Below are 23,042 nucleotides of genomic sequence, written 5' to 3' on the forward strand. Positions count from 1 at the left end.
ACCACCGACGCCGGCTTCGCCAGGCCGGGGATGGCGCGCTTGCCGATAGCGGTGCCGCCGGAACGCAGAGGCCGGCCGGAGATGGTGCTGGTGCGCAGCGGCGCCTTTTCGATCTCATACTCCAGCCCGACGGCAGCGCGCCATCTGTCGAGCACGCGCAAGGTGCCGAGACTGTCGGCCCAGTCCATGCCCGGCCAGGCGAATTCCTGCCGCCCGGCAAGGATCGCCTCGCCGGCGCCGTCGACCTCGAAGGAATAGACATGGCGCTTTTCGTCGACGCTGATCGTCTCGCTAGAACCATCCGATCTGATCACGTCGATCCGGCCGAGGCCGACATCGCGATTTCCCCCGGCGAACCAGAAGTCCGGCACTTCGACGCGGCCCTTGGTGCCGAGGATGCGCAGGACATTGTCCTGGTTGAGCGAGATGCTGCAGGAGACCTCGGCGACGATGCCGCCGGGAAAATGCAGCAGCGCCGAGGCCCATTCATCGACGCCGGACTGGCCAAGATGAGCGGTGCCCACGACCTTGTCGGGCTCGGCGAAGGGAAGTCCTGCTGCCGCCCCGGCAATCAGCCGCGCCATCGAGACGGTATAGCCGCCGACATCGAGGATGCCGCCGCCGGCGGAATCGTTGGCGTAGAGCCGGTGTTCCGGCATGAAGCCCGGCATGGCGAAACCGAAGCTCGACTTGATCATCCTGATCTCGCCAATGACGCCSGACTTGATCAGCTCCACCAGCTTCAGCGTCTGTGGATGCAGCCGGTACATGAAGGCCTCACCGAGAAAGGTGCCGGCCTTGCGCGCGGCATGCATCATGGCGTCGGCCTCGAAGGCGGTCAGCGCCAGCGGCTTTTCGCACAGCACATGCTTGCCCGCTTCCGCCGCCCTGATCGCCCATTGCGCATGGCCGGGATGCGGTATCGCGATATAGACTGCATCGATTTCGGGATCGGCAAGCAGCGCTTCATAGCCGTCGACAATGCGGGCGCCGGGAAATTTCTCGGCGAGGCCCGGCTTGGCGGGATTGCGCGCGCCGATGGCGACCAGTTTTCCGGTGCGCGAAGCGGCCACGCCGCCGGCGAAGGCCTGGGCGATGCTGCCCGGGCCGAGAATGCCCCAGCGAATGGGCATGGTTGCGGTCATTGTCATCTCCTTGAAGTCTGGATGGGGACGGCCCGGTCAGCGCAGCCGCAGCCCTTTTTCGTCGAACAGGTAGGATTTGCGGATGGAAACGGTGACCTCGGACGTGGTCGGAACCTTCGCCGCGTCGCGCTGGATCACCACGTCTTCGCCATGGGCCGTTCTGGCGTAGATAAAGCTCGTACCGCCGAGATGTTCGACCACGTCGATGGCGACGACAAGATCGGTGTCGCCTTCACCGGCATCGCCGAAATGTTCGGGCCGCACACCGACAATGACCTTGCTTCCGATTTTGGGGCTGCCCACTTCGGACGCAGCGCCTGTCAACGGCTGGATGATGCGGGTCTTCTCCTGGCCCGCCAGTTCGACCACGACCCCACGCGCATCGTGCCCGACGATTTGCGCCTTGATGAAGTTCATCTTCGGCGAGCCGACAAAACCGGCCACGAACTGGTTGTCGGGATCGTCGTAGAGATCGAGCGGCCGGCCGATCTGCTCGATGTGGCCGGCGCGCAGCACGACGATCCGGTCGGCAAGCGTCATCGCCTCGGTCTGGTCGTGCGTGACATAGATCATCGTGGCGCCGAGTTCCTTGTGCAGGCGCGAAATCTCGACCCGCATCTGGACGCGCAGTTCGGCATCGAGATTGGAGAGCGGCTCATCGAACAGGAACACTTGCGGCTCGCGCACGATGGCGCGGCCGATGGCGACGCGTTGGCGCTGGCCGCCGGAGAGTTTCTTCGGGCGCCGGTCCATCAATTCGCTGATGCGCAGGATTTCGGCCGCGCGCTTCACCCGCCGGTCGGTGTCGGCCTTCGGATTGCCGGTCATGCGCAGGCCGAAAGAGAGGTTCTGCTCGACGCTCATATGCGGATAGAGCGCGTAGGACTGGAAGACCATGGCGATGCCGCGGTCGGCAGGCTCGACATCGTTGACCAGCTTGCCGCCGATGGCGATCTCGCCGCCGCTGATGTCCTCGAGCCCGGCGATCATCCTGAGCAAAGTGGACTTGCCGCAGCCGGACGGCCCAACGAAGACGACGAACTCGCCGTCCTTGATGTCGATGTTGGCGCCATGGACGACTTCGAAGACGCCGAAGCGCTTGACGACATTGTTGAGCGTGACCGTTGCCATGCTGCCCCTTACTTGACTGCGCCGGCGGCGATGCCGGCGATGAAATGGCGCTGCAGGAGCACGAAGACGACGAGCATCGGCACGGTCAGCATCACGGCCCCCGCCATGATGCCTCCCCACGACACTTTGGTGAGGCCGATCAACGTACCGAGCGCCACAGGTGCGGTCATCGAGCCCGGCTGGCTGTTGATCAAAAGCGGCCAGAGATAATTGTTCCAGGAGGCGAGGAACAGGATGATGGCGAGCGCCGCCAGCATCGGCCGCGCCAGCGGCAGCGCGACGAACAGGAAGATGCGCCACTCCTTCACSCCTTCGACKCGSGCGGCGTCGAACAGATCGKCTGGCATCATCGAAAAACTCTGKCGCATGAACAAGACGCCCAGCGAATTGAACAGTGGCGGCACGATCAGCGCCACCCAGGTGTTGGCGAGCTKRAAGTCGCGCGCCACCATGATGAATTGCGGGATCAGCACCACGGCATAGGGCAGCGTGATGGTGCCGAAGATGATGCCGACGACAACGCCCTTGCCGAAGAACTGGTAACGCGCCAGCGCCCAGCCGGCCATCGACGTCAGCAGCACCGACAGGACGGTGTATGTCACCGCCACGGAGACGGAGATGCCGATGGCGCCGACGAAGTTGGTGTCGCGCTGCAGATTGTTGAAATTGTCGACGAAATTGCCGTGTGGCAAAAGCTCGATGCCGGGGCTGAAGATACCGTTGTCGGGCATGGTCGAGAACACCACCATCATCCACAACGGGAACAGCCAGATCAGCGCCAGCGGCGTCAGGAAGAGATGCAGTGCGATGCTGCGCCTGAGGCGGGCGGAGGAGAGCGAGCTCATTGCTTTTCCCTCGTCAGCCACAGCTGCACCAGCGTGATCGCGATCGCCAGGCCCGCCATGGTGTAGGCGACGGCCGACGCATAGCCGAAATTGAGCGACCGGAACCCCTGGCGGTAGAGCAGCAGGCCAAGCGTCTCGGTACCGCCGCCCGGTCCGCCGCGCTCGGTGATCAGGAACGGCTCGGTGAACAATTGCATGGTGCCGATGATCGACAGCACCAGGCAGAACACGATGACCGGCTTCAACAGCGGCAAGGTGATGTAGAAGAACTGCTTGAGCTTGCTAACGCGGTCGAGCGTCGCCGCCTCGTAGACATCCTCGGGGATGGATTGCATGCCCGCCAGAAGGATGATTGCGTTGTAGCCGGCCCAGCGCCAGGTGACCGCGATCATGATCAGCGCCATGGCCGGCGTGACATTGGAGAACCAGTCGATCTTGGGCAGCCCGACGCTGTTCAAGAGCTTGTTGACGATGCCGAAATCGAGGCTGAACATCAGCCGGAACACCGCCGAATAGGCAACCTCGCCGACSACGACCGGWGCAAAGAAGGCGAAGCGGTARAGTCCCCTCGCCTTCAGCAGCGGTGAGTTCAGGAGCACCGCCATCACCATGGCCAGCGCGATCATCACCGGCACCTGGATGACGAGGATGAGCAGCGTGTTCTTCAGCGCGTTGAAGAAGGCCGGATCGCCGATCAGCCGGCCCCAGTTGAAGCCGGGCGCGAAGCGCCAGGGCACGGTGCGTGTCGCCTGGAACGAGATCATGAACGAGGATATGATCGGCCACACCCAGAAGATGGAGAAGATCAGGAGGTAGGGCGCCAGGAAACGATAGGCCGTGGCGTTGCGGTTGCGCATCTTCCTCCTCCTCCATCATATCAGGTGTTTCAGACAAGCTCGCAGGCGGAGGGTCCGGGCGGCGCGAGCCGTCCCGGACCCCGTCCCTGGGAGGTTATGATTTGACCGGCAATCCGGTCGCTGCGGCGATCTGTTTTGCGGCGTCGTCGAGTGCTGCCTTGGCGTCGGGATAGCCGCCGCCCAGATATTTGGTCTGCACCGCGCGAACGATGATTTCGGCATCGCTCTGGAACTGCGTGCCGCGGCTGGGGACGACTTTGGGCAAGGTGCCCAGAATATCCTTCCACACCGCCTGGCCACCCCAATAGGGCAGGCCTTGGCTGACGTAGGGATCGTCAAGCGCCGAGACCAGCGAGGGGACGAGGCCAAAATCCTTCAGCATGGTGATCTGGCCTTCATTGGTTCCGAGCGTGTATTTCAGGTACTCGTAGGCCGCTTCCTTGTTCTTCGAGGCCGAAGTGATGGCCAGCGACGAACCGCCGAGATTGGCCGCGCGTGGACCATCAGCGGTCAGGCTCGGCATCAGGTAGACGCCCCATTTGCCGTTTTCGCCGGCCGATTCGGTGCGGATCGTGCCTTCATACCAGCCGCCATAGATTTGGGTGGCGACGGTTCCGGCCGTGTTGTTGGTGATCTTGGTGCCCCAGTCGGCGGACGAGACGATGCCGGCGTCCTTCATCTCCTTGACCTTGGTCATGGCGTCGACGCATTTGGGTTCGTTGACCGTGATCGACTGGCCGTCCTCGGCGAAATAGGCGCAGCCCTGCTCGTTGGAAATCATGCGGAAGAATTCGCTGTCGCCGTTAAAATCGGCATTGGTCATCGAGACGCCCGGATTGGCGGCCTGGATCTTCTTGCCGGCGGCGATGAAATCGTCCCAGGTCTTGATCGATGCCGGGTCGACGCCGGCCTTTTCGTAGAAATCGCGGCGATAGAAGGCGGCGACCGGGCCGGAATCCCACGGCATGGCATAGGCCTTGTCGCCGACCTCGAGCTCGGTGCGTTTGAAATCGGGGAATTTCTTCTGGTCTTCCGCCGTGTAGCCCAGCGTGTGCAGGTCGACGAAGCAGTCGGGGAACTGGCTCCAGTAGTTCTCGGCCTCGCCGTTCTCGATGGTGACGATGTCGGGCAGGCCGACGCCGCCGGCGGCACAACCGGCGATCGACTTGTCATAGGTCGGCTGGTTGCCGAGATCCTGGACCGTGACCTTGATGTCGGGATGCAGCTTGTTGAAGCCGGCAACCGTCGCCTTCAGCGAAGAAGCGGCCACATTCCAGCTCCAGATGGTGATTTCGCCGGACTGCGCAAAGGCCGGGGCTGAGCCCAGGGCAAGCGCTAGCGCGGCGCATGTCAGTGTGATGCGCATTGAAATCCTCCCATTTCATTTGCTCTCTCTGCGAGCCGGGCTAGACTATGCAGCGCGGAAGGCTTGTCGCCGACAAAGGGAATACGGAATTGGCGGAAAGTAAGATGCCGGAACGGCCGTTTTACCAGCCAGGCGCCAGCAGCGTGGAAGGCCTGCCGCTGCTCTTGCAGATGTTTCACACCGCGCCGCTGGTKATGCTGAAGCCGCATTGGCAYGCCCAGGTCGAGGTSAATTTCATYGTKCGCGGCAGCGTGCACTACCGCATGAACGAYCATGAGATTTCGCTTTCGGCCGGCGAGATGTGCYTSTTCTGGGGCGGCCTRCCGCAYCAGATGGACGATCTCWCMGACGAYGCCRTCTATGCCGGCGCGCATCTACCGCTGGTGCATTTCTTCCGGCTGCATCTGCCAGCTGACATCCGCCACCGGCTGATGACCGGCGCGACGCTGGTGACGAGCTCCACCGATCAATCCGACAACGACAATTTCGCCCGCTGGAACCGTTATGCCCGCTCGGGCGATCCGGCCAAGGCCGAGCACGCCGTCAACGAACTTCTGCTGCGGCTGGAGCGGGTGCGGTTCGAGCCTTACCGGCTGGTGCCCGAAACGGCAGCCGGGCAGGAAGCCGGCAGCCCGTTCGACCAGCAATCGTCGCGCAATGTCGGGCGCATGTGCGATTTCATCGCCGAGAATTTTCTCTACGACATCGACTGCGTGAACATAGCGGCCGCCGCCGACATCCATCCCAAATACGCCATGAGCCTGTTCAAGAAATCGACCGGCATGACGCTCAATGAGTATGTCAACCTGCTGCGGCTGAGCTACGCGCAGGCGCTGCTGATGCACCAGGACGCCAATGTGCTGCGCGTCGCCATGGACTCCGGTTTCGGCTCGCTCAGCGCCTTCAACAAATCCTTCCGCAAGCTTGCCGGCATGACGCCTTCCGATTTTCGCAGAGGCCTGCCCAGCGCTAGATAGGGCGATGGCCCGTTGCCGCTTACCTGTTGACGCGAGCGTATTGCGGCATCTCGATCGTCGGCTAAGAACGGATCCGGCAGTTGCAGTGCGCCATGGCGGCTCCGGGACAGAGGCCAAAGGGCCGAAAGGGGCCAGCCCGCGCGCCATTCCCGTGATGAAAGCGCCTGAGGAAGCCGGCCTTTCCACAGCCTCGCTTTTCCTGCCGTAAATCGCCACCTAGGCGCTGGACAGGCCGAATTCCCGTGCTATAACCCACGCGCTTTCAAGGGGTGCCCCACGGTGCCTTGATGAAATCCGGTTCACGCAATTTCGTTTGCCGGAACAGGCCCAGATAGCTCAGTTGGTAGAGCAGCGGACTGAAAATCCGCGTGTCGGTGGTTCGAATCCGCCTCTGGGCACCATCTCCCTCCTGAACACATTCAAACGCTTGCCTCATATGGGATCGGGCTCTTCCGCGCCATTCGTGATCGGTCGTCGTCGGAACCAACCCGATCATCAGCGGTTAACGAAGCGAAGGGACCGCAACCAATGGGAGCGGGACAATGGACCTGCTGGATATGGAACTGGCCAAGGCTCGTCAGAGTGTCGGTCGTGCCAAGTTAGATCTCGAGCGCGCCGAAGAGTTGCTCGAAGAGGAGTGCGGCGTTGGCATCAGCTTGGCGTTGTGCGGTCGGATACGGTCCGCTCAACGTCGGGTGAGCGAGGCCAAACGGCGGATGGTGAAGATCGACCCACCAGCCCGGAAGGCTTCTGCACGATGATCACGACCCACTCGGAGATCGCCAAGCACGGCGAGGTATATCGCGCCGCCAGGCTGGAGCATTTGGCCAGGCAGATGATGCGCCACATCGAGCGCACCGACGCCTCGGCACAGGAGGTCGAGCAAGCGCTGGCAAAGCTGGCTGAGGCAAATATGGCCGAGCGGCATTAGCGGCGTCCCGACTGTCAACATTCTCCCTAGCACCCGATTGCCAGTGTCTGCCGATCCTTCCGAACCATCGCCTGTAGTCTGACGAAACAACTTTGCTCTCACCGGACCACATCCGGATTCAGTTTGCTTGGCACCCCATCAACCCTAGGGCAAACTTCCTGCGGGGCTGCAGGAGGTGAAATGAAAGCACGCGCAGCGACGCTCGGGGATCTCGAGGATGTCTTTCATGGCCTGTCCAAGCGGATGTCGGACGAATACGCGGCGGCCGGCAAGGACAGCAAGATCGCCTACGACAATCTGATGATGAATTTGAAGGAAGGCCGCGCGCACGCGCTTGTCGAGGGCGAGAAGGCCGTGGCGATCGTCGCATGGCATGAGAACAGCGATGCCGCCGATACGCTGTTTGCCGCGCAGGAGGATTTCTTCCGGGGCTCGACCGTGCGTTTTTGCAAGCGGCATATCAGGCACATCCAGGCGCTTGCCGGCAATCTTCCCATCCATTCGCGCAGCTGGCTGCAGGGGCCTGATGTCGCCAGATGGTTCGGCGTCATCGGCTATGTCGAGCACGGCCAGGAGAATGGTGCCAATCTGTTTGAACTGCCGCCGGCGCACGCCAGCTAAGGCACCCTGGCTGGCGGCAGAGGTTCCTCCTTGCCGCAAACGCCTGATGTACCTCGCCATCGCCCGCGCAAGTTCGTCGATGCGGGTCACCTCTTCGGCTCCAGGCGCTTTAACCGATGGGGCTCCAGGCGCTTTAACTCGTTGGCCTTGCGAATTGCACACTCGGCCGGCTTGGACTGCCTCAGCAAGCGGCTTGCGCAGGGCGACGATTGGCGGGATGTTATTGGGGGCAACCGGGGCCAAACCGGCAGGCCGAGATCGATATGGCTGCTGGAAAATGTCGCGAGCTTGCATCGCCTTTCTTACCTTTGTTGGCTTGCTGACCCCGGTGGAGGCAAGCGAGCGCATGTCTCATCTGCTTGACCGCTCCAACCTGCCGATCGCCTATTTTCGCGAATCGGATCTTGTGACCGCATACACGACTGCAATGGCGCGCTTCCGTCTGCAGTTCGCAGGGCGTGCCGGCGAAACCAATCTTGCGGTCTCTCTCGAACCGTTGCTTTTGCGAGCGGAATTCCGTGCGCGAACATGGCGCTCGGCGGACGGCAGCTTGTTGCAAGGTTTCGCTGGCAAGGGCGGCTTCCGGTTGACTATCGGGAACTGCCTGGCGCGAATTTGCGCTGCCAGCGAATGCAGCGATGCCGGTTGGCCGGTTTACGCCTGCAGCGACGGACGCAAGCGCAAGATGTCCGTCGCGGATTTTGTGACGGCAAGCTTCGATGGCGTCCCTTATCGTCGATTGAGCGCCCCTCCTTCACAGGAATGATGGCGCGAGGCCTGTTGATCTACCGCCCGAAGATGGCTTTCATCAGCGGCAGCCTGAAGCGGCCACTCGAAGGGCGCGGTGCGGCTTCTCTCGCAATCCCGCGGCGCTTCTCCTGCGCGATCGACTCCAGTTCCCGGAACAATCCAGCGTCATAGAACCGAAAGGCCTCGACTTTTCGGAACGCCTTGACACCGGCATTGGCGGTCCATTCCTCGCCGCCTTGCTTGGTGACGGCGACGTGGGTTTCGTTCTTCACAATGCGCGCCAGGCGCTCTTCATCCGGTTTCTCTCCGGGTGCAAAGAACGGGATGACCCTCCGCATGGTCCCTTGCGCGTCGGACACAAAATCCTCGTACCCCACCAACAGACGCTCGAATTTAATCCGGCTATCCACCCACTTTGCCATAAAGGCAGCCCATCCATCACTTCGGATGAGTGCGAATTCCTTAAAGCTTTCCTTCGTGTCCTGCCCGCCGTCGAGGAGATACAGTTCAAAGTCCGACACGGTTCCAGGCATGAACGAGCGATGCTGGACCAGATAAGGAACATCCGGCAGGATCCGCCCCGATAGATCGAAATCATGGTTCTTCGAGAATTTGACCCCCGGTCGGATGCACGGGAAGGTGCGGCAACAATCGGGATTATCAGTGGGGTAAAACAGGCAGTAATTGAAATCGTTGCCGAAATAGCTTTGGGCAAGCCGATGCATCAGGTGATGTCCACTGCGTGGCCAGCTTATGCCGGCGACGTATCTGATTTTCACTTTGGATGATCCCCGAGTCTGCCCTCTTTTGATATCGATCTAGCTAGCTGGCGAACCCGGAGAAGTCTACCGACTTTGACGGGTACCTCCTGACATTAGGACCATTGTCCGGTGGAATTGGCCAAGCTTGGGCCAGCACCCCAACATTCGAAGAAGCTGATCCGGCGCGATCTCCAAACCGCCCGTCCGCCCTGTCGAGAAAGTCAGCCGGCCTGGCGGAGCATCCGAGGTTCATTGCCGTTGATTTCCAGACGCTTCCTGCGACTATCGGCATATGCGCTTGCGGCAGATGAAGGTCGAAACAATGCAATACGACTATTCCGATCACGTCTTCGTCGACCTCGTGCCTGAGCAGTTTGGTCCGCTGGACACCACCGTGGCGCGATATCGTGGGCTTGTCGCCACCGCCTTTCGCTATCGATCCGGCGTTGCCGGTCTTCGCATCAGCAATGCGAAGGGTGAAATCGTCATGCTGCCGTTCCAGGGGCAGCAGATTTGGGACGCAACGTTTCTCAACCGCTCGCTTACCATGCGTTCGATGTTCGACGAGCCGGTCGCGACCCGGGACTATCTCTCCAACTATGGCGCGTTTTTCCTTCACTGTGGCGCCACTGCGATGGGGAATCCGGGTCCCGACGACCACCATCCGTTGCATGGCGACCTGCCCAATGCACCCTATGGCGATGTCCAGCTGATCATCGGGGACAATGCCGAAGGGCCGTTCATGGCCTTGACCGGACGCTGCCGGCAGACCGTCGCCTTCAGCCACGACTATGTGATGCAACCGACCGTGCGGCTGCAGCGCGACGCCACGAGCGTTGCTCTCGACATCGCCATCACCAATCTGAAACGCACAGCCATGGAGCTGATGTATCTGGCGCACATCAATTTCAGACCGGCGGATGACGGCCGTCTGGTCGACAGCGTGGTCGATGATTGCGCGGACATCGTCGTGCGCCAGGTGCTGCCACCCTTTTTCAAGCCAAGCGAAAGCTACCTTGCCTATCGCGACGCCATTGTCGCCGATCCGTCGCGCCATCGCACACTGAGCAAGGGCGAGCCGATCGACCCCGAACTCGTGCTGACGATGAAAGCCAAGGCGGACGCCGAAGGCTGGGCGCACGCCTTGCAGGTGCATCCGGACCAGACGGCGGATTTCGTCAGCTTTCGTCCATCCGAGCTCAACTATGCCGTTCGCTGGATCACGCGCGGCGCCGACCAGGATGCACTCGGCCTCGTGCTGCCTGCGACCGCCGAGCCCGATGGCTATCTCGCGGCCAAGGAAAGGGGCCGCTTGGTTTGCGTCGCTCCGGGCGAAACATTCCACTGCGGCTTGCGCTTTGGCGCGATGATCGCTGAGGAGGCCGCAAGGCAGGAACAGTTGATTTCAGAGATTCGGGCCGGGGTCGCCTAGCGTTCATCACTCACCGCGAACGCCGCCTGCACCGCGCGGTTGACCGTCACCGGCAGGATCGACATGTGGTTTTCGCCTGCATGCAGCTCGAAGCTCGCGCGCACCCCGGGCAGCGCACCAAGGCGCTCCGCTATCGACCGCGCGAATTCATCGGTGCGTGTCAGCTTCTTCTGCTCGATGCGTTTTTCCTCGTCCTGCGCTCCGATCTGGAACGGCGCCAGCTTCTCGGTCTCGTATTCGCCTGCCGACAGGATCACATCCACCGTCAGGCCATCGGGGACAGAAGCCTCGAAAGTTTCGAGAAGACGGTCGATGGCGCGGTCTTCCCAATAGATGGCGGGGCTGGCGGCGATGAAGGTGCGGAACGACAGCGGGCGGGTGAACAGAGCGTAGAGTGCGAACAGGCCGCCGAAGGAATGGCCATAAAGCGCCTGACGCTTCTCATCGATCCTAGCCCGGCTGGCGACCCATGGCTTCAGCTCATCCTCGATGAAGGCCAGAAAATCCCCTGCACCGCCGGTCCTGACCTCAGGCGTGCCCTCGTAGAAGGGCGGATAGGTCTTGCCCGGCGGCGGGCCAAGGTCCCAGGAACGGCGCAGCGGGTTATAGGCGCCCGCGACGGGATAGCCGATGGCAACGATGACACCCCAGCCGACATTGGTGCCCAGGGGATAGAAGGCCTGCGCGCGTATGGCATCAACCGCCGTGCCGATGACGGCGTTGCCGTCGGTCATGTAGAGCACAGGCCAGCCGGCGTCGGGCGCCGGCCCTGACGGCACATGGATGAAGACCCGCCAAGGGGCGCCACCCGCGCTGGAACCAAGATCGTGGACGGTGGTGTCGGCGATCGAGGCTGGCGTCGACTCGGACATGATTATCTCCACAGGGACAAAAAAGTCAGCGGCGGCGCAAGAGCCACATCAGCACCAGGCCGCCGATCAGCGTGGCGACGAGGCCGGCCGGGATCTGGCGCGGAAAGATGGCGGTGCGGCCGAGCCAGTCGGCGCAGACCATGATCAGCGCGCCCACGAGCACCGCGCCGATGGCTTGCGGCAGCGCGCGCGATAGACCGAGGCGGCGGGCAAGGTGCGGCGCCATCAGGCCGATGAAGGTCAGCGGCCCGACCACAAGCGTCGAGGCGGCGGTGAGTGCGGCGACCATCAACAGCACCAGAAGCCGCGTTGTCCGTAGACTGACGCCGAGGCTTTGCACCGCAGCGGAGCCGAGCGGCAGCATGTCCAGCCAGCGCATCAAGAGTGGCGCTACCAAGAACAGGCAAATGGCGATCAACGAGGTGAAGAACGCCGAACCCGCGTCGACGCCATAGGTCGAGCCGGTGAGCCAGTTGAGCAGCAGCATGGCGCGTGGGTCGCCGGTGGCGGTCAGCACCAGGATCAGCGCGTCGAACAAAGCGGTCAGAGCGACGCCCGCCAGCAGCAGCCGCTCCGGCGCATAGGCGGCACGGCGGCCGATCGCCAGCGTCACCATCAAAGCGGCGAAGGCACCGATGGTGGCGGCCGCGGTCTGCGTCGGACGGCCGGCATCTGAAAGCGAAAACAGCGCCACCATCATGCCGAGCGCGGCGCCGGCGCTGATGCCGAGCACTTCGGGGCTGGCCATCGGATTGCCGGTCAGCCGCTGCATCATCAGGCCGGCCAGCGCCAGCATGGCGCCGGCGGCCAGCGCGGCGGACACTCGGGGCAGTCGCCAAGACAACAAGGGTTGCAGCTGGTCGCTGGAGGCGAATGTCCAACCATGTGGCCCCGGCGCATAAAGCAAGGCCAGCCCAAGCAGCAGAAGCAGGAGGCCGCCGTTCGCCGCCAGCACGAGGCCGGTATGACGGGCGCGCGGCAGGTGCTGCGACCCGAGTGCCGGCGTTTCCAGGCCGAGCGCCAGGCGCGGCAGCAGCCAGAGCAACAGCGGTGCGCCGAGAAGCGCTGTCATCGCGCCGGTCGGCAGCAGATCGCCCTGCGGTCCGGTCGCGACCTGCACGCCCTGATCGGCCGCCCACAGCAAGCCGCCGCCGATGAGCGGCGCCATCACCAGTTGCTGGCCGAGCCGGCGGGCGCCGCCGATGCGGGCGAGCGTCGCGGCGGCGAGGCCGACGAAGCCAATGACGCCGACAGCGGCAACGACAAAGGCAATCAGCGCGACCGCCGCCGCCAGTCCGGCAAAGCGATAGGCACCGAGCGGGACGCCCAGGCTGCGCGCGCCTTCATCGTCGAGGCCAAGCAAGGTCAGCGGCCGCACCATCAGGCCGATCAGCAGCGCGGCGGCACCCAGGCGGGGCAAGAGCCACAGCGTCGTCGACCAGTCCTGCTGGCCGAGCGAGCCGGCGCCCCAGATGAACAGGCTGGCCAGCCACTCATGCCGCAGCACCACCAGGGCAGCACCAATAGCGCCGGCGTAGAGGCTGACGACGAGCCCCGCGAGCACCACCGAGAGTGGCGACAGGCCCTTGTGCCAGGACAGCGCGAAGACGGCGGCGAGAGCCGTGAAGGCGCCGGCAAGCGCCACCCATTCGCGGCCGAAGGCAAGCAGCGACGGCGCAAGCAGCGTCGCCAGCGCCAGCGCCAGATGGGCGCCGGCCGAGACGCCGACGGTTTCGGGAGAGGCGAGCGGGTTGCGCAGGACCTGTTGCAGCACCGTCCCGGCCAATCCGAGGGCCGCGCCGCAGAGAAGGCTGACGGCGAGCCTGGGCAGGAAGGCGTAATGGACGAGCACCTGCCGCATGTCGTCTATATCGGGGCTGGCGAGCGCATCGAGCCAGAGCGCCGGCGGCAATTGCACGACGAGGTTGGAGAGGGTCGCTGCCGCTGCAGCGCCAAGAAGCACGACGCAAAGCAGAATCGCACCCAGGGGATATCTGTCTGAAATGCGAGGTGCCGACGCACGACTGGAGACGAGGCTGGTGTCGTCGGACAAGATTGCTTGCTGCTCAGCCACCGGCGTGCTCCGCCGTCAGCGCCGCGGCCAGCAGCCGGGCAAAGCGGCTCGCCGAAGGCAGCGCGCCGAACATCAGCGCTGGGGCAAGGCGCATGATCGAGTGGTTGCGCACGAAAGGCATGGCGTTCCAGACCGGGCTTTCGGTCAGCGTACCGGTTGCCCCTTCGGGCAAGGGTTCGAGATAGGCAAGACGCGCATCGCTTGACGTCGCCAGGCCGTCGATGCCGACGGTTGCAAATCCCCAGTAATTTGTCTCGCCAGTCCAGGCGTTGCGGATGCCGATGCGGTCGAAAACCGCCTGAAACAGGCTCTTTTCGCCATAGATGCGCACATTGCGCGGGTCGAGGAAGTTGACGACGTAGATCGGCCGCGCCGAAAGCGGTTCCAGCTGCTGCCTGACCTCGGAGAAATAGGCCTCCGTCGCTGCGATCAGTGCTTCGCCTTCGATTTCCTTGCCGACAAGTGCTGCCAGTTGGCGGGTCGCCGCGATCGCGCGCCGATAAGGCTGGCCATCCGGCGTGTAGATGCCGATCGTCGTCACCGGCGCCACGCGTTCGAGCAGCGGCTTGATGCCGTCGAGATAGGGAGTGGAGAGGATGATGTCGGGGCGAAGCTGCTGCAGGAATTCGAGATTTGGCTCCAGTATTGTGCCGATATCGGCAACCTGCGGCGGCAGTGGCGGCTCGACCACCCACTTCTCCCAGATTTCGCGGTCGGCGACGGCGATTGGCGTAACGCCGAGCGTGAGCAAGGTCTCCGCCAGCCCGTCGTCGAGGCAGACGATACGCAGCGGTTTAGCCGCGGCCGCCCGTGGCATGAGTGCGGCCAAGGGCAATCCAAACAGCGCGACCGCGCCGCGCCGGGTTATCCAGCCGCGTGCGCGATTGGCCGTCCTGCCGGGCCGGTTTTCCTGGTCTGTTTCCAATTTGGCGTGCCTGTCTGGAACTCTGGCCTCGAGCGGCCCATGCCGGTTGACTATGAAACATGACTTTCATAGTCAACATTAAAGACCACCAGGAGTGAACAATCCAGCGGTCGCATGTCGGATGCTGCGACTCCCCGCCGCAGTCGCGCAGCGCATGCCGGCGCCGAATTGATCGGCGGCATCATCTTTTCCCCGAACTCGGTCCATATGGAATGATATGGCGGCGTGCCATCCGAATGCGGACGCGTGTTGCATCCAAGCCAGGCGCCCGAAAAATCGGTGACAAGTGCCGCCGGAACGTGTTGAAGACGACCGTCAACACAGAGAGGGACGTGCGATCGGGTTGCACTCGGCAAGTGTTGATGGTTTGTTGCCCGTCAGCGGAGAACGAGTGATGCGAGAATCCATCGGTCAAGACGAATATGGGTCGGCGAATCCCTTCGATCCGGACGACCTGCCCAATCTGAACGCGATCGGGCCAGCCATGGGCGGCGGCAACGACTTCGAGAAGTATGCGGTAGCTGTGATCATCGTGTTCGGCGCGCTGATCATTGGCGGGCTGATGGCCGCGTCGATGACCTTCGGCCATCGCAACGGGTTCCTSTTCGCGCTTGGCGGCGCCACCTCGGCCTGGATCTCCGGMAAYGCGCTSCTGCTCGACCGGCCGCGCATCTAYGCGCTGTTCGTCGGCATCGCSGCCCTGATGCTGMTTGCATCGACCATCACGCTGGTGACCTGACGGCCCTTGCCGGGCCGCGACCCAGAACCTCTCCGAGAGTCCAGACCGATATCAATATCCGAGCGCTTCGCCCGATGCCGCTCGGCTGTCGATGGCGCCATTGTAGCGGGCGCCGCCGCCCTTCTCGATTTCCGCCAGGCTATTGCCGCCGACGAGGATGCCGGCCGCCTGGCCCCAGGTCTGGTCACCGAGATCAAGATGATAACCCATGCCGGCCAGCAGTTTTTCGGTGTCCGGCGACAGGCCGAACGGCTCGACATAGACCGTRTCRGGSAGCCATTGRTGGTGGATRCGCGGCGCGTCGATCGCTTCCTGGATATTCATGCCGTGGTCGATGACATTGACGATGGCTTCMAGCGTAATGGTGATGATGCGCGAGCCGCCCGGGCTGCCGATGACCATGAACGGCTTGCCATCCCTGGCGACGATGGTCGGGCTCATCGATGACAGCGGCGTCTTCTTCGGCTGGATGGCGTTGGCCTCGCCCTGGACCAGACCGTAGAGGTTGGGCACGCCGGGCTTCTGGGTGAAATCGTCCATCTCGTTGTTGAGCAGGATGCCAGTGCCGTCGGCGACCACGCCGGCGCCGAAGGAGCCATTCAGCGTGTAGGTGACCGCAACCGCGTTGCCGTCCTTGTCGATGATCGAATAATGCGTCGTCTCCTTCGACTCGCCAAAACCCTTCGGCATCAAATCCTGCGAGACGCCGGCCCGGAACGGGTCGATCTTGTCGCGAATATCCTTGGCGTAGGCCTTGTCCAGCAGCTTCGAGACCGGATTGTCGATGAAATCGGGATCGCCGAGCGCCGAATTGCGGTCGACATAGGCGTAGCGCATCGCTTCGACCATGACATGCACCGTCTCGGCCGACCCGGCGCCGAGATAGGATAAGGGATAGCCTTCGAGCACGTTGAGGATTTCGCAGATGATGACGCCGCCGGAACTCGGCGGCGGCGAAGACGTGATCTCGTAGCCGCGATAGGAGCAGGTCACGGGTTTCAGTTCGCGCACCGCATATTGTTCGAAATCCTGTTTGGCCAGGATGCCGCCCTTGGCGCCGCTCGCCTTGACGATGGCGTCGGCGATGGCGCCTTTGTAGAAGGCATCGGCGCCTTTTTCAGAGATGGCCGAGAGCGAGGCGGCAAGGTCAGGCTGGGTAAGCCGCTCGCCGATGCCATAGGGCTGGCCGTCGGGCTTGAGGAAGGTTGCGGCCGCGGCCGGGTCTTTCGCCAGCCGGTCCGCGCTGCCCGCAAAAGAAGCGGCATCGCCCTGATTGAGGATGAACCCATCCTTGGCATAGGCGATTGCCGGCGCCATCAGATCTTGCCGAGAGAGCGTGCCGTATTTCTCGCGCGCCATCTCGAAACCGGCCACCGAACCCGGCACGCCGACGGCGAGATAGCCGTCCAGGCTGGCGCCCTTCACCGGATTGCTGTCCTTGTCGAGATACATGGTCTTGGTGGCGGCCAGCGGCGCGCGCTCGCGAAAGTCTAGAAAAGTCGATTTGCCATCGGCGAAACGGATGGTCATGAAGCCGCCGCCRCCGATRTTGCCGGCATTGGGATAGACGACGGCCAGCGCATAGCCGACGGCGACCGCSGCATCGACGGCGTTGCCGCCCTTCTTCAGCACCTCGACACCGACTTCCGAAGCCAGATGCTGGGCCGTCACCACCATGCCGTGCTCGCCCTTGGCCGGCGCGGGTGACGCGGCAAAGGCACTCGTCAATGGCGCCAGGGCGAAGGTGATGGAAAGACTGGCGGCGATCAATATCCGACGGGTGAGGTGCATGGCGGGTTCTCTTGGCGGGGATGCCTAGAAGACCGTGTTGGATTGATCGAGTCCACTGACAATTGAAGGAGCTTGAGAAAGAGCCCCCCTCACCCGGATTGCCAWCCGAATTGCGAAGARCAATTCGGGGCAATCCGACCTCTCCCCGAGGGGAGAGGAGGTTGTCAGTGCCGGCGCAAGTCTCTTCTCCCCATCGGGGAGAAGGTGGCCGCGGAGCGGCCGGATGAGGGGGACTGGCTCGGCCTAGACAATCCCACCAGAACCGCCGGCGACAGCCGGGCGTTCGGCCGCGACCTTGGCGCGGTAGCCCGCAGCCCGGTAGGCGGCGACGGGATCGATGGCGCCGCCGGTGTTCAGCCGCGCCATGGCGAGAATCGGCTCAACATCGGTGCGGTAGGCGCTTTTTAGCGTCTGCGTTGCCATCAGTGCGTCATTGCCATCCTGGAAACCTTCGAGCGCCTTGCGGTCGACCAGCAGGGCCTGCGCATAGGCGCGCTGCACCTCGACCGCCGACAGCATCAGGCTTTCGATCGGATCGGTGACGTTGTGGCTCTGGTCGAGCATGTGGGCGGGATCGAAACCCTCGGCACCGGACAGCTCGGCATCGACCAGCTCGTTGAAGACGAGGAACAGTCGGTAGGGGTCGATCGACCCGGCGTCGAGATCGTCGTCGCCATATTTCGAATCGTTGAAATGGAAGCCGCCGAGTTTTTTGAACTGGATCAGCCGCGACACGATCATCTCGATGTTGACGTTGGGAGCGTGGTGACCAAGGTCGACCAGGCAGAACGCCTTGTCGCCCAACTCCTTGGCTATGAGGTAGTTGGTACCCCAGTCCTGCACGACGGTGGAATAGAAGGCCGGCTCGTACATCTTGTGCTCGGTGAACAGCTTCCAGTCCGCCGGCAGTCCGGCATAGACCTCTTTCATGGCGTCGAGATAGCGCTCGAAGGCTTTGGCGAAATTGACCTGGCCGGGAAAATTCGAACCGTCGCCGATCCACACTGTCAGCGCCTTCGAGCCAAGCGTCTTGCCGATCTCGATGCATTCGAGATTGTGCTCGACCGCTTGCCGGCGCGTGCCGGCGTCGGCATGCGACAGCGAGCCGAATTTGTAGGAGAGTTTCTGGTCCCTGGCATCCGAGAAGGTATTGGAATTCATGGCGTCGAAGCCGAGACCGAAGCGCGAGGCGGCCTGCTTCAGCCGGTTCGGGTCGGCCTTGTCCCACGGAATGTGAAGCGAAACAGTCGGCGTCGCCTGCGTTAATTGGCTGATGACGGCGCAATCCTCGATCTTGTCAAAGATGTCGCGCGGCTCGCCGGCGCCGGGAAAGCGGGCAAAGCGGGTGCCGCCGGTGCCGACGCCCCAGGACGGGATGGCCACGGCGAATTTCTCGACCTTGTCGCGGATAGCGTCGATGGCAATGCCGCGGCGGTCGAGGCGTTCGCCGAGCGAGGCGTAGTCACGATCGAGGTTGGGTTTGCGGGCGGCGTTGTGGCTGGCGACGAGGTCGGCCGAGATGATGGTTTCGGACAAACTGCTATTCCTCCCAAATGCGTTGCATCAGCGCTGCCCCTCATCCGGCCCTTCGGGCCACCTCTCCCCGTATAGTGACGGGGAGAAGGGAAGCGCTCGGCGTCAGCTCAGCGCGTAAAGCTCTGCGCGTTGCCGGCGTCGACGTTGATGATGTTTCCGGTCGATTTGGCCGACATGTCGGAGGCGAAGAAATAGATCGCTTCGGCAATGTCTTCCGGAAACACCGAGCGCTTCAGCATCGAGCGCGAGCGGTAGTGCTCTTCGAGGTCGTCGGTCGACATCTTGTAGGCGGCGGCGCGCTGTTCCTTCCACTCGCCGGTCCAGATCTTCGAGCCGCGTAGCACCGCGTCCGGATTGACGACGTTGACCCTGATCTGGGCTTCCGCACCCTCCAGCGCCAGGCAGCGGGCGAGATGGATTTCGGCAGCCTTGGCGGTGCAATAGGCTGCGGCATTGGGCGATGCGGCAAGTCCGTTCTTGGAAGCAACGAAGACGACGTTGCCGCCGATCTTCTGCACCCGAAACAGCCGGAACGCTTCCCGCGAGACCAGGAAATAGCCGGTCGAGAGGATGTCCATGTTCTTGTTCCACAGCGCCAGCGTGGTTTCCTCGATTGGCGCCGAAGAGGCGAGGCCCGCGTTGGAGACCAGAATATCGATGCCGCCGAACTCGACCGCCGTCTCGGCAAAACCGGCGACGACCTGATCCTCCGATGTGACGTTGATCAGCACCGGCCGGACGAAATCCTTGCCGTAGGCTTTTGCCAGCTCGTCATTGGCGCTGGCGAGCGCTGTTTCGTCGATGTCGGCCAGCACGACGCAGGCGCCTTCGCGCAGCAGGCGGTTGGCGGTCGCGCGGCCTATGCCGCCGGCACCACCGGTGACCAGGGCGATCTGGCCGGCAAGCGACTTCGGCTTCGGCATGCGCTGGAGCTTCAAATCCTCGAGCAGCCAGTATTCGATGTCGAAGGCTTCCTGCGCGGGCAAGCCGACATAGGACGAGACGGTCGAGGCGCCGCGCATGACGTTGATGGCGTTGACGTAGAACTCACCCGAGATGCGGGCGGTGGCCTTGTCGCCGGCAAAGGTGAACATGCCGACGCCGGGCATCAGGTAGACCACGGCGTTGGTATCTCGGATGGCCGGCGAATCCGGATGCTTGCAGCTGTCGTAGTAGGCCTGGTATCCGACACGATAGGTGGCAACATCGTCGGCGAGGCTGGCGATCACCGCATCGACATCGGGCTTGGCCGGATCGAACTCGATGACCAGCGGGCGGATCTTGGTGCGCAGGAAATGGTCGGGGCAGGAGGTGCCGAGCGCCGCCAGCGGGCGCAAATCCCTGGAATTGACGAATTCGAGGACGGCGGCGGAATCGTCGAAATGGCCGAGCTTGTGGCTCTTTTCGGAGATCAGGCCACGAATCCTGGGCATCAGTTTCGCCGCGATGGCGCGGCGTTCAGCGGCGTCGAGCGACTTGACCGCTTCGCCGCCGAATATAGCGAGGCCTTCGGAGCGACGCTCGAACCACTCGATCGCCTGGTTGATCACCGAGATCGTCGTCTCGTAGCATTCCTTGGGCGTATCGCCCCAGGTGAACAGGCCGTGGCTTTCCAGGATGACGCCCTTGGCGTCGGGATGTTCGAGGCAGAATTTCTCCAGCCACAGGCCGAGTTCGAAGCCCGGCCGCTTCCACGCCAGCCAGCCTATGGCATCGCCGAAGATCTCCTTGGTCAGCGCCCTGGAATCCTTCGCCGCGGCAATCGCGATGATGGCGTCGGGGTGCATGTGATCGACGAAAGGCTTCGGCACATAGGCGTGCAGCGGCGTATCGATCGAGGCCGCGCGCGGATTGAGGTTAAAAGTGCAGTGCGGCAGGAAGCCGACCATCTCGTCCTCATGCTCAACGCCGCGATAAAGGCCTTTCAGCGCGCGCAATTTGTCCATGTAAAGCGTGGCGAAACCATCAAGCTTGATCGAGGCGCTGTCGCCGCCGGAGCCCTTGACCCACAGCACCTCGACGGTCTCGCCGCTGAGCGGATCCTTCTGCCAKATCTTGGAAGAAGTGTTGCCGCCGCCATAATTGGTGACGCGCTTGTCGGAGCCGAGCGTGTTCGAGCGATAGACCAGAAGCTCGGGGTCGCTCATCCCCTTGGCTTTCGCATCATCCCACAGATTGGCAAGGCGCGAGCCGGAGCGCTTGTCGAGCATATGTATCCTCCCTGGGACGCAAAAAGCGGCAGTCCATTTTCTCGGGAATGTCTACGCAAGCAGAGCTGATGTCAATCACAAACGATCAAGATCGATCATATTGCACTGCACAATGAAATTATTTGATCGGAAATGATTGACACTGCTCGTTTTGAGTGCCTAGATGGCCAGGCAGGGAGGAACCATGCACGARAAAGAGCGCCACAGGATCATTCTGTCCGCCGTCCAGGAAAAACCTGTGGTGACGGTGCAGGAGATGGTCGACCTGACGGASTCSTCCGAGGCGACGATCCGGCGCGATATCGCGGCYYTKCAYGTGCAAAAGCGSCTGCGCCGSGTGCGYGGCGGCGCCGAGGCRATCTCGCCGCCACAGTTCATCGGCCTGGCCGGCCGGCCCTTCTCCGTCAACGAAACSMTCAACGCYTCGCAGAAGCGSGCSATTGCACGMGAAGCGGTYGAGCTKTGYRRGGATGGCGAGCCGATCATCATCAATGGCGGCACCACCACCTTCCAGATGGTGCATTTCCTGACCGGCCGCCGCATGCCGATCTTCACCAATTCSTTCCCGATCGCCGAGCAYCTGCTCAARCAYTCCAAGAACACGGTSATGCTGTCGGGCGGCACGATCTATCGTGAGCAGAACATCATCCTGTCGCCCTTCGACAATGACGTGACGCGCAATTTCTATGCGCGCCGCATGTTCATGGGCGCTCAGGGGCTGGGGCCACTCGGGCTGATGGAAGGCGATCCGCTGCTGATCCAGGCTGAGCAGAAACTGATCGACCAGGCTGACGAGCTGGTGGTGCTGGTCGACTCCTCGAAATTCCGCAAGCGCTCCAGCCTGATCCTGTGCGGCCTGTCGCGCATTGCCACCGTCATCACTGACGACGGCATCGAGGATCGCGAAGCCAAGATGTTGGAGACCGCAGGCGTGACGCTGATCGTCGCCCGCAAGTCGGCAAAGGAAGAATCTTCACTGCAGGCCTGAGGCACCCTCACGCCCGCAGCGACGATGGAATGCAACGCTCAAGGGAGGATATTCGATGAGCTTTCTGAAGAAATTGATGGTTACGGCGGCCTTTTCTGCCGCCATGTTCGTGAACGCCGCCTATGCCGAAAACGTCAAGATCGCACTGGTGGTGAAGTCGCTCGGCAACGGCTTCTTCGACGCCGCCAACAAGGGCGCCGAAGAGGCGGCCAAGGAACTCGGCGATGTCGACATCATCTACACCGGCCCAACCAAGGCGACCGCCGAAGCGCAGATCGAAGTGGTCAATTCGCTGATTGCCCAGAAGGTCAACGCCATCGCCATTTCCGCCAATGACGCCGACGCGCTGGTGCCGGTGCTGAAGAAGGCCATGGAGCGCGGCATCACCGTCATCTCCTGGGATTCGGGCGTCGCCAAGGAAGGCCGCCAGCTTCACCTCAACCCGTCCGACACCGGCCTGATCGGCGAGACCATCATCAAGCTTGCCGCCGACTATCTGCCTGAGGGCGGCGACGTCGCCATCCTGTCGGCGTCCTCGACCGCGACCAACCAGAACGCCTGGATCGACGCGGCCAAGAAAATCCTGCCGGAGAAGTTTCCGAAGATCAAACTGGTCGCCACCGTCTATGGCGATGACGACTCGGCCAAGAGCACCGACGAAGCCAAGGGCCTGTTGAAGTCYTAYCCGAACCTCAAGGCGATCATCGCRCCGACCACSGTCGGCGTCGTTGCCGCCGCCCAGGTCGTCACCGACGAGAACCTGATCGGCAAGGTCAATGTCACCGGCCTCGCGCTGCCGTCCGAGTTCAAGAAGTTCATCGACAACGGTGCTTCACAGGCCGTGGCTCTTTGGAACCCGATCGACCTCGGCTACTCCGCCGTCTACCTCGCCCATGAYCTGGCGGTGAAGAAGGAAGARGCCAAGCCMGGTGCGACGCTGTCGATCGGCCGCGTCGGCAAGGTTACGCTCGACGACAGCAATTCGGCTGCGATGGCTCCGCCCTTCCAGTTCGACAAGTCGAACATCGAGAAGTTCTCCAAGATCTATTGATCTGAAGCCACTTCACGCTGTCGCGGCGGGGCTCACGTCC

The 23,042-nt window shown here is 62.7% G+C and carries 21 protein-coding genes and 1 tRNA gene; 10 read left to right on the forward strand and 12 right to left on the reverse strand.

Translation table 11 applies throughout. From position 1 onward, the window contains the following. The 5 genes from AC1DX0_RS12160 to AC1DX0_RS12180 form a co-directional block, all read right to left on the reverse strand. On the reverse strand, positions 1-1,145 hold a 1,145-nt coding region (locus tag AC1DX0_RS12160; protein WP_477355492.1), incomplete at its 3' end, for a Gfo/Idh/MocA family protein. Between the two features lie 36 nt (positions 1,146-1,181). Then, complete coding sequence (locus tag AC1DX0_RS12165; protein ID WP_477224220.1) at positions 1,182-2,276, reverse strand: ABC transporter ATP-binding protein; 1,095 nt, start codon at positions 2,274-2,276, stop codon at positions 1,182-1,184. Positions 2,277-2,284: 8 nt separating this feature from the next. Then, the gene (locus tag AC1DX0_RS12170; RefSeq protein WP_477355495.1) at positions 2,285-3,121 is read right to left on the reverse strand and encodes a carbohydrate ABC transporter permease; all 837 of its coding nucleotides are present in this window, start codon (positions 3,119-3,121) and stop codon (positions 2,285-2,287) included. Further along, positions 3,118-3,978, reverse strand: a complete 861-nt coding sequence (locus AC1DX0_RS12175; protein ID WP_477224221.1) for a carbohydrate ABC transporter permease — start codon at positions 3,976-3,978, stop codon at positions 3,118-3,120. Before AC1DX0_RS12175 ends, AC1DX0_RS12170 begins: the two co-directional genes overlap by 4 nt. 94 nt (positions 3,979-4,072) lie before the next feature. Further along, positions 4,073-5,344: an ABC transporter substrate-binding protein gene (locus AC1DX0_RS12180; protein WP_477224222.1), complete on the reverse strand. Its 1,272-nt coding sequence runs from the start codon at positions 5,342-5,344 to the stop codon at positions 4,073-4,075. A gap of 104 nt (positions 5,345-5,448) precedes the next feature. Here AC1DX0_RS12180 and AC1DX0_RS12185 point away from each other — a divergent pair, with 104 nt between their 5' ends. The 6 genes from AC1DX0_RS12185 to AC1DX0_RS12210 all read left to right on the forward strand — a co-directional run bounded on the left by AC1DX0_RS12185 (position 5,449) and on the right by AC1DX0_RS12210 (position 8,639). Then, positions 5,449-6,321 carry a helix-turn-helix domain-containing protein gene (locus AC1DX0_RS12185; protein WP_477355497.1) on the forward strand — a complete coding sequence of 291 codons (873 nt, stop codon included), beginning with the start codon at positions 5,449-5,451 and terminating at the stop codon, positions 6,319-6,321. Between the two features lie 325 nt (positions 6,322-6,646). Next, positions 6,647-6,722: transfer RNA gene (locus tag AC1DX0_RS12190), tRNA-Phe, on the forward strand. A gap of 141 nt (positions 6,723-6,863) precedes the next feature. Then, the gene (locus AC1DX0_RS12195; protein ID WP_477224224.1) at positions 6,864-7,082 is read left to right on the forward strand and encodes a hypothetical protein; all 219 of its coding nucleotides are present in this window, start codon (positions 6,864-6,866) and stop codon (positions 7,080-7,082) included. Continuing rightward, on the forward strand, positions 7,079-7,252 hold the full coding sequence (locus AC1DX0_RS12200; RefSeq protein WP_477224225.1) for a hypothetical protein: 174 nt from the start codon (positions 7,079-7,081) through the stop codon (positions 7,250-7,252). The genes AC1DX0_RS12195 and AC1DX0_RS12200 overlap by 4 nt, the downstream gene beginning before the upstream one ends. A gap of 180 nt (positions 7,253-7,432) precedes the next feature. Next, positions 7,433-7,873 (forward strand): hypothetical protein, encoded by a 441-nt coding sequence (locus AC1DX0_RS12205; protein ID WP_477224226.1) that lies wholly within the window; start codon positions 7,433-7,435, stop codon positions 7,871-7,873. Positions 7,874-8,219: 346 nt separating this feature from the next. Further along, positions 8,220-8,639 (forward strand): hypothetical protein, encoded by a 420-nt coding sequence (locus AC1DX0_RS12210; protein WP_477224227.1) that lies wholly within the window; start codon positions 8,220-8,222, stop codon positions 8,637-8,639. Between the two features lie 19 nt (positions 8,640-8,658). Here AC1DX0_RS12210 and AC1DX0_RS12215 read toward each other — a convergent pair whose 3' ends face one another. Continuing rightward, on the reverse strand, positions 8,659-9,402 hold the full coding sequence (locus AC1DX0_RS12215; protein ID WP_477224228.1) for a hypothetical protein: 744 nt from the start codon (positions 9,400-9,402) through the stop codon (positions 8,659-8,661). 289 nt (positions 9,403-9,691) lie between these two features. Between AC1DX0_RS12215 and AC1DX0_RS12220 the strand changes: the two genes are divergently transcribed. Beyond that, positions 9,692-10,816 carry a DUF4432 family protein gene (locus AC1DX0_RS12220; protein WP_477224229.1) on the forward strand — a complete coding sequence of 375 codons (1,125 nt, stop codon included), beginning with the start codon at positions 9,692-9,694 and terminating at the stop codon, positions 10,814-10,816. On the opposite strand, the gene AC1DX0_RS12225 is transcribed toward AC1DX0_RS12220, so the two are convergent. From AC1DX0_RS12225 to AC1DX0_RS12235, 3 genes are read right to left on the reverse strand one after another with little or no spacing between them, the layout of a single operon-like run. Further along, positions 10,813-11,688: an alpha/beta hydrolase gene (locus tag AC1DX0_RS12225; protein ID WP_477224230.1), complete on the reverse strand. Its 876-nt coding sequence runs from the start codon at positions 11,686-11,688 to the stop codon at positions 10,813-10,815. The genes AC1DX0_RS12220 and AC1DX0_RS12225 overlap by 4 nt on opposite strands. A 25-nt stretch (positions 11,689-11,713) precedes the next feature. Further along, a complete protein-coding gene (fhuB, locus tag AC1DX0_RS12230; RefSeq protein WP_477224231.1) occupies positions 11,714-13,762 on the reverse strand; it encodes a Fe(3+)-hydroxamate ABC transporter permease FhuB in 2,049 nt (682 codons plus the stop codon). Next, the gene (locus AC1DX0_RS12235) at positions 13,755-14,630 is read right to left on the reverse strand and encodes an ABC transporter substrate-binding protein (RefSeq protein WP_477224275.1); all 876 of its coding nucleotides are present in this window, start codon (positions 14,628-14,630) and stop codon (positions 13,755-13,757) included. Before AC1DX0_RS12235 ends, fhuB begins: the two co-directional genes overlap by 8 nt. A gap of 451 nt (positions 14,631-15,081) precedes the next feature. Here AC1DX0_RS12235 and AC1DX0_RS12240 point away from each other — a divergent pair, with 451 nt between their 5' ends. Further along, positions 15,082-15,426, forward strand: coding sequence for a hypothetical protein (locus tag AC1DX0_RS12240; protein WP_477355499.1), 345 nt, complete (start codon positions 15,082-15,084; stop codon positions 15,424-15,426). 51 nt (positions 15,427-15,477) lie between these two features. Here AC1DX0_RS12240 and ggt read toward each other — a convergent pair whose 3' ends face one another. From ggt to AC1DX0_RS12255, 3 genes are all read right to left on the reverse strand, one after another. After that, positions 15,478-17,217: a gamma-glutamyltransferase gene (gene ggt, locus AC1DX0_RS12245; protein ID WP_477224232.1), complete on the reverse strand. Its 1,740-nt coding sequence runs from the start codon at positions 17,215-17,217 to the stop codon at positions 15,478-15,480. A 243-nt stretch (positions 17,218-17,460) separates the two neighbouring features. Beyond that, positions 17,461-18,753 (reverse strand): L-rhamnose catabolism isomerase, encoded by a 1,293-nt coding sequence (gene rhaI / locus AC1DX0_RS12250; RefSeq protein WP_477224233.1) that lies wholly within the window; start codon positions 18,751-18,753, stop codon positions 17,461-17,463. Positions 18,754-18,860: 107 nt separating this feature from the next. Next, positions 18,861-20,963 carry a bifunctional rhamnulose-1-phosphate aldolase/short-chain dehydrogenase gene (locus AC1DX0_RS12255; RefSeq protein WP_477224234.1) on the reverse strand — a complete coding sequence of 701 codons (2,103 nt, stop codon included), beginning with the start codon at positions 20,961-20,963 and terminating at the stop codon, positions 18,861-18,863. Between the two features lie 184 nt (positions 20,964-21,147). On the opposite strand from AC1DX0_RS12255, the gene AC1DX0_RS12260 reads away from it, so the two are divergent. Further along, positions 21,148-21,951, forward strand: coding sequence for a DeoR/GlpR family DNA-binding transcription regulator (locus AC1DX0_RS12260; protein WP_477355502.1), 804 nt, complete (start codon positions 21,148-21,150; stop codon positions 21,949-21,951). A gap of 55 nt (positions 21,952-22,006) precedes the next feature. Continuing rightward, positions 22,007-23,002 carry a rhamnose ABC transporter substrate-binding protein gene (rhaS, locus tag AC1DX0_RS12265; RefSeq protein ID WP_027043425.1) on the forward strand — a complete coding sequence of 332 codons (996 nt, stop codon included), beginning with the start codon at positions 22,007-22,009 and terminating at the stop codon, positions 23,000-23,002. The last annotated feature ends 40 nt before the right edge of the window (positions 23,003-23,042 follow it).

It is taken from the genome of Mesorhizobium sp. P3_A9 (assembly GCF_056402975.1).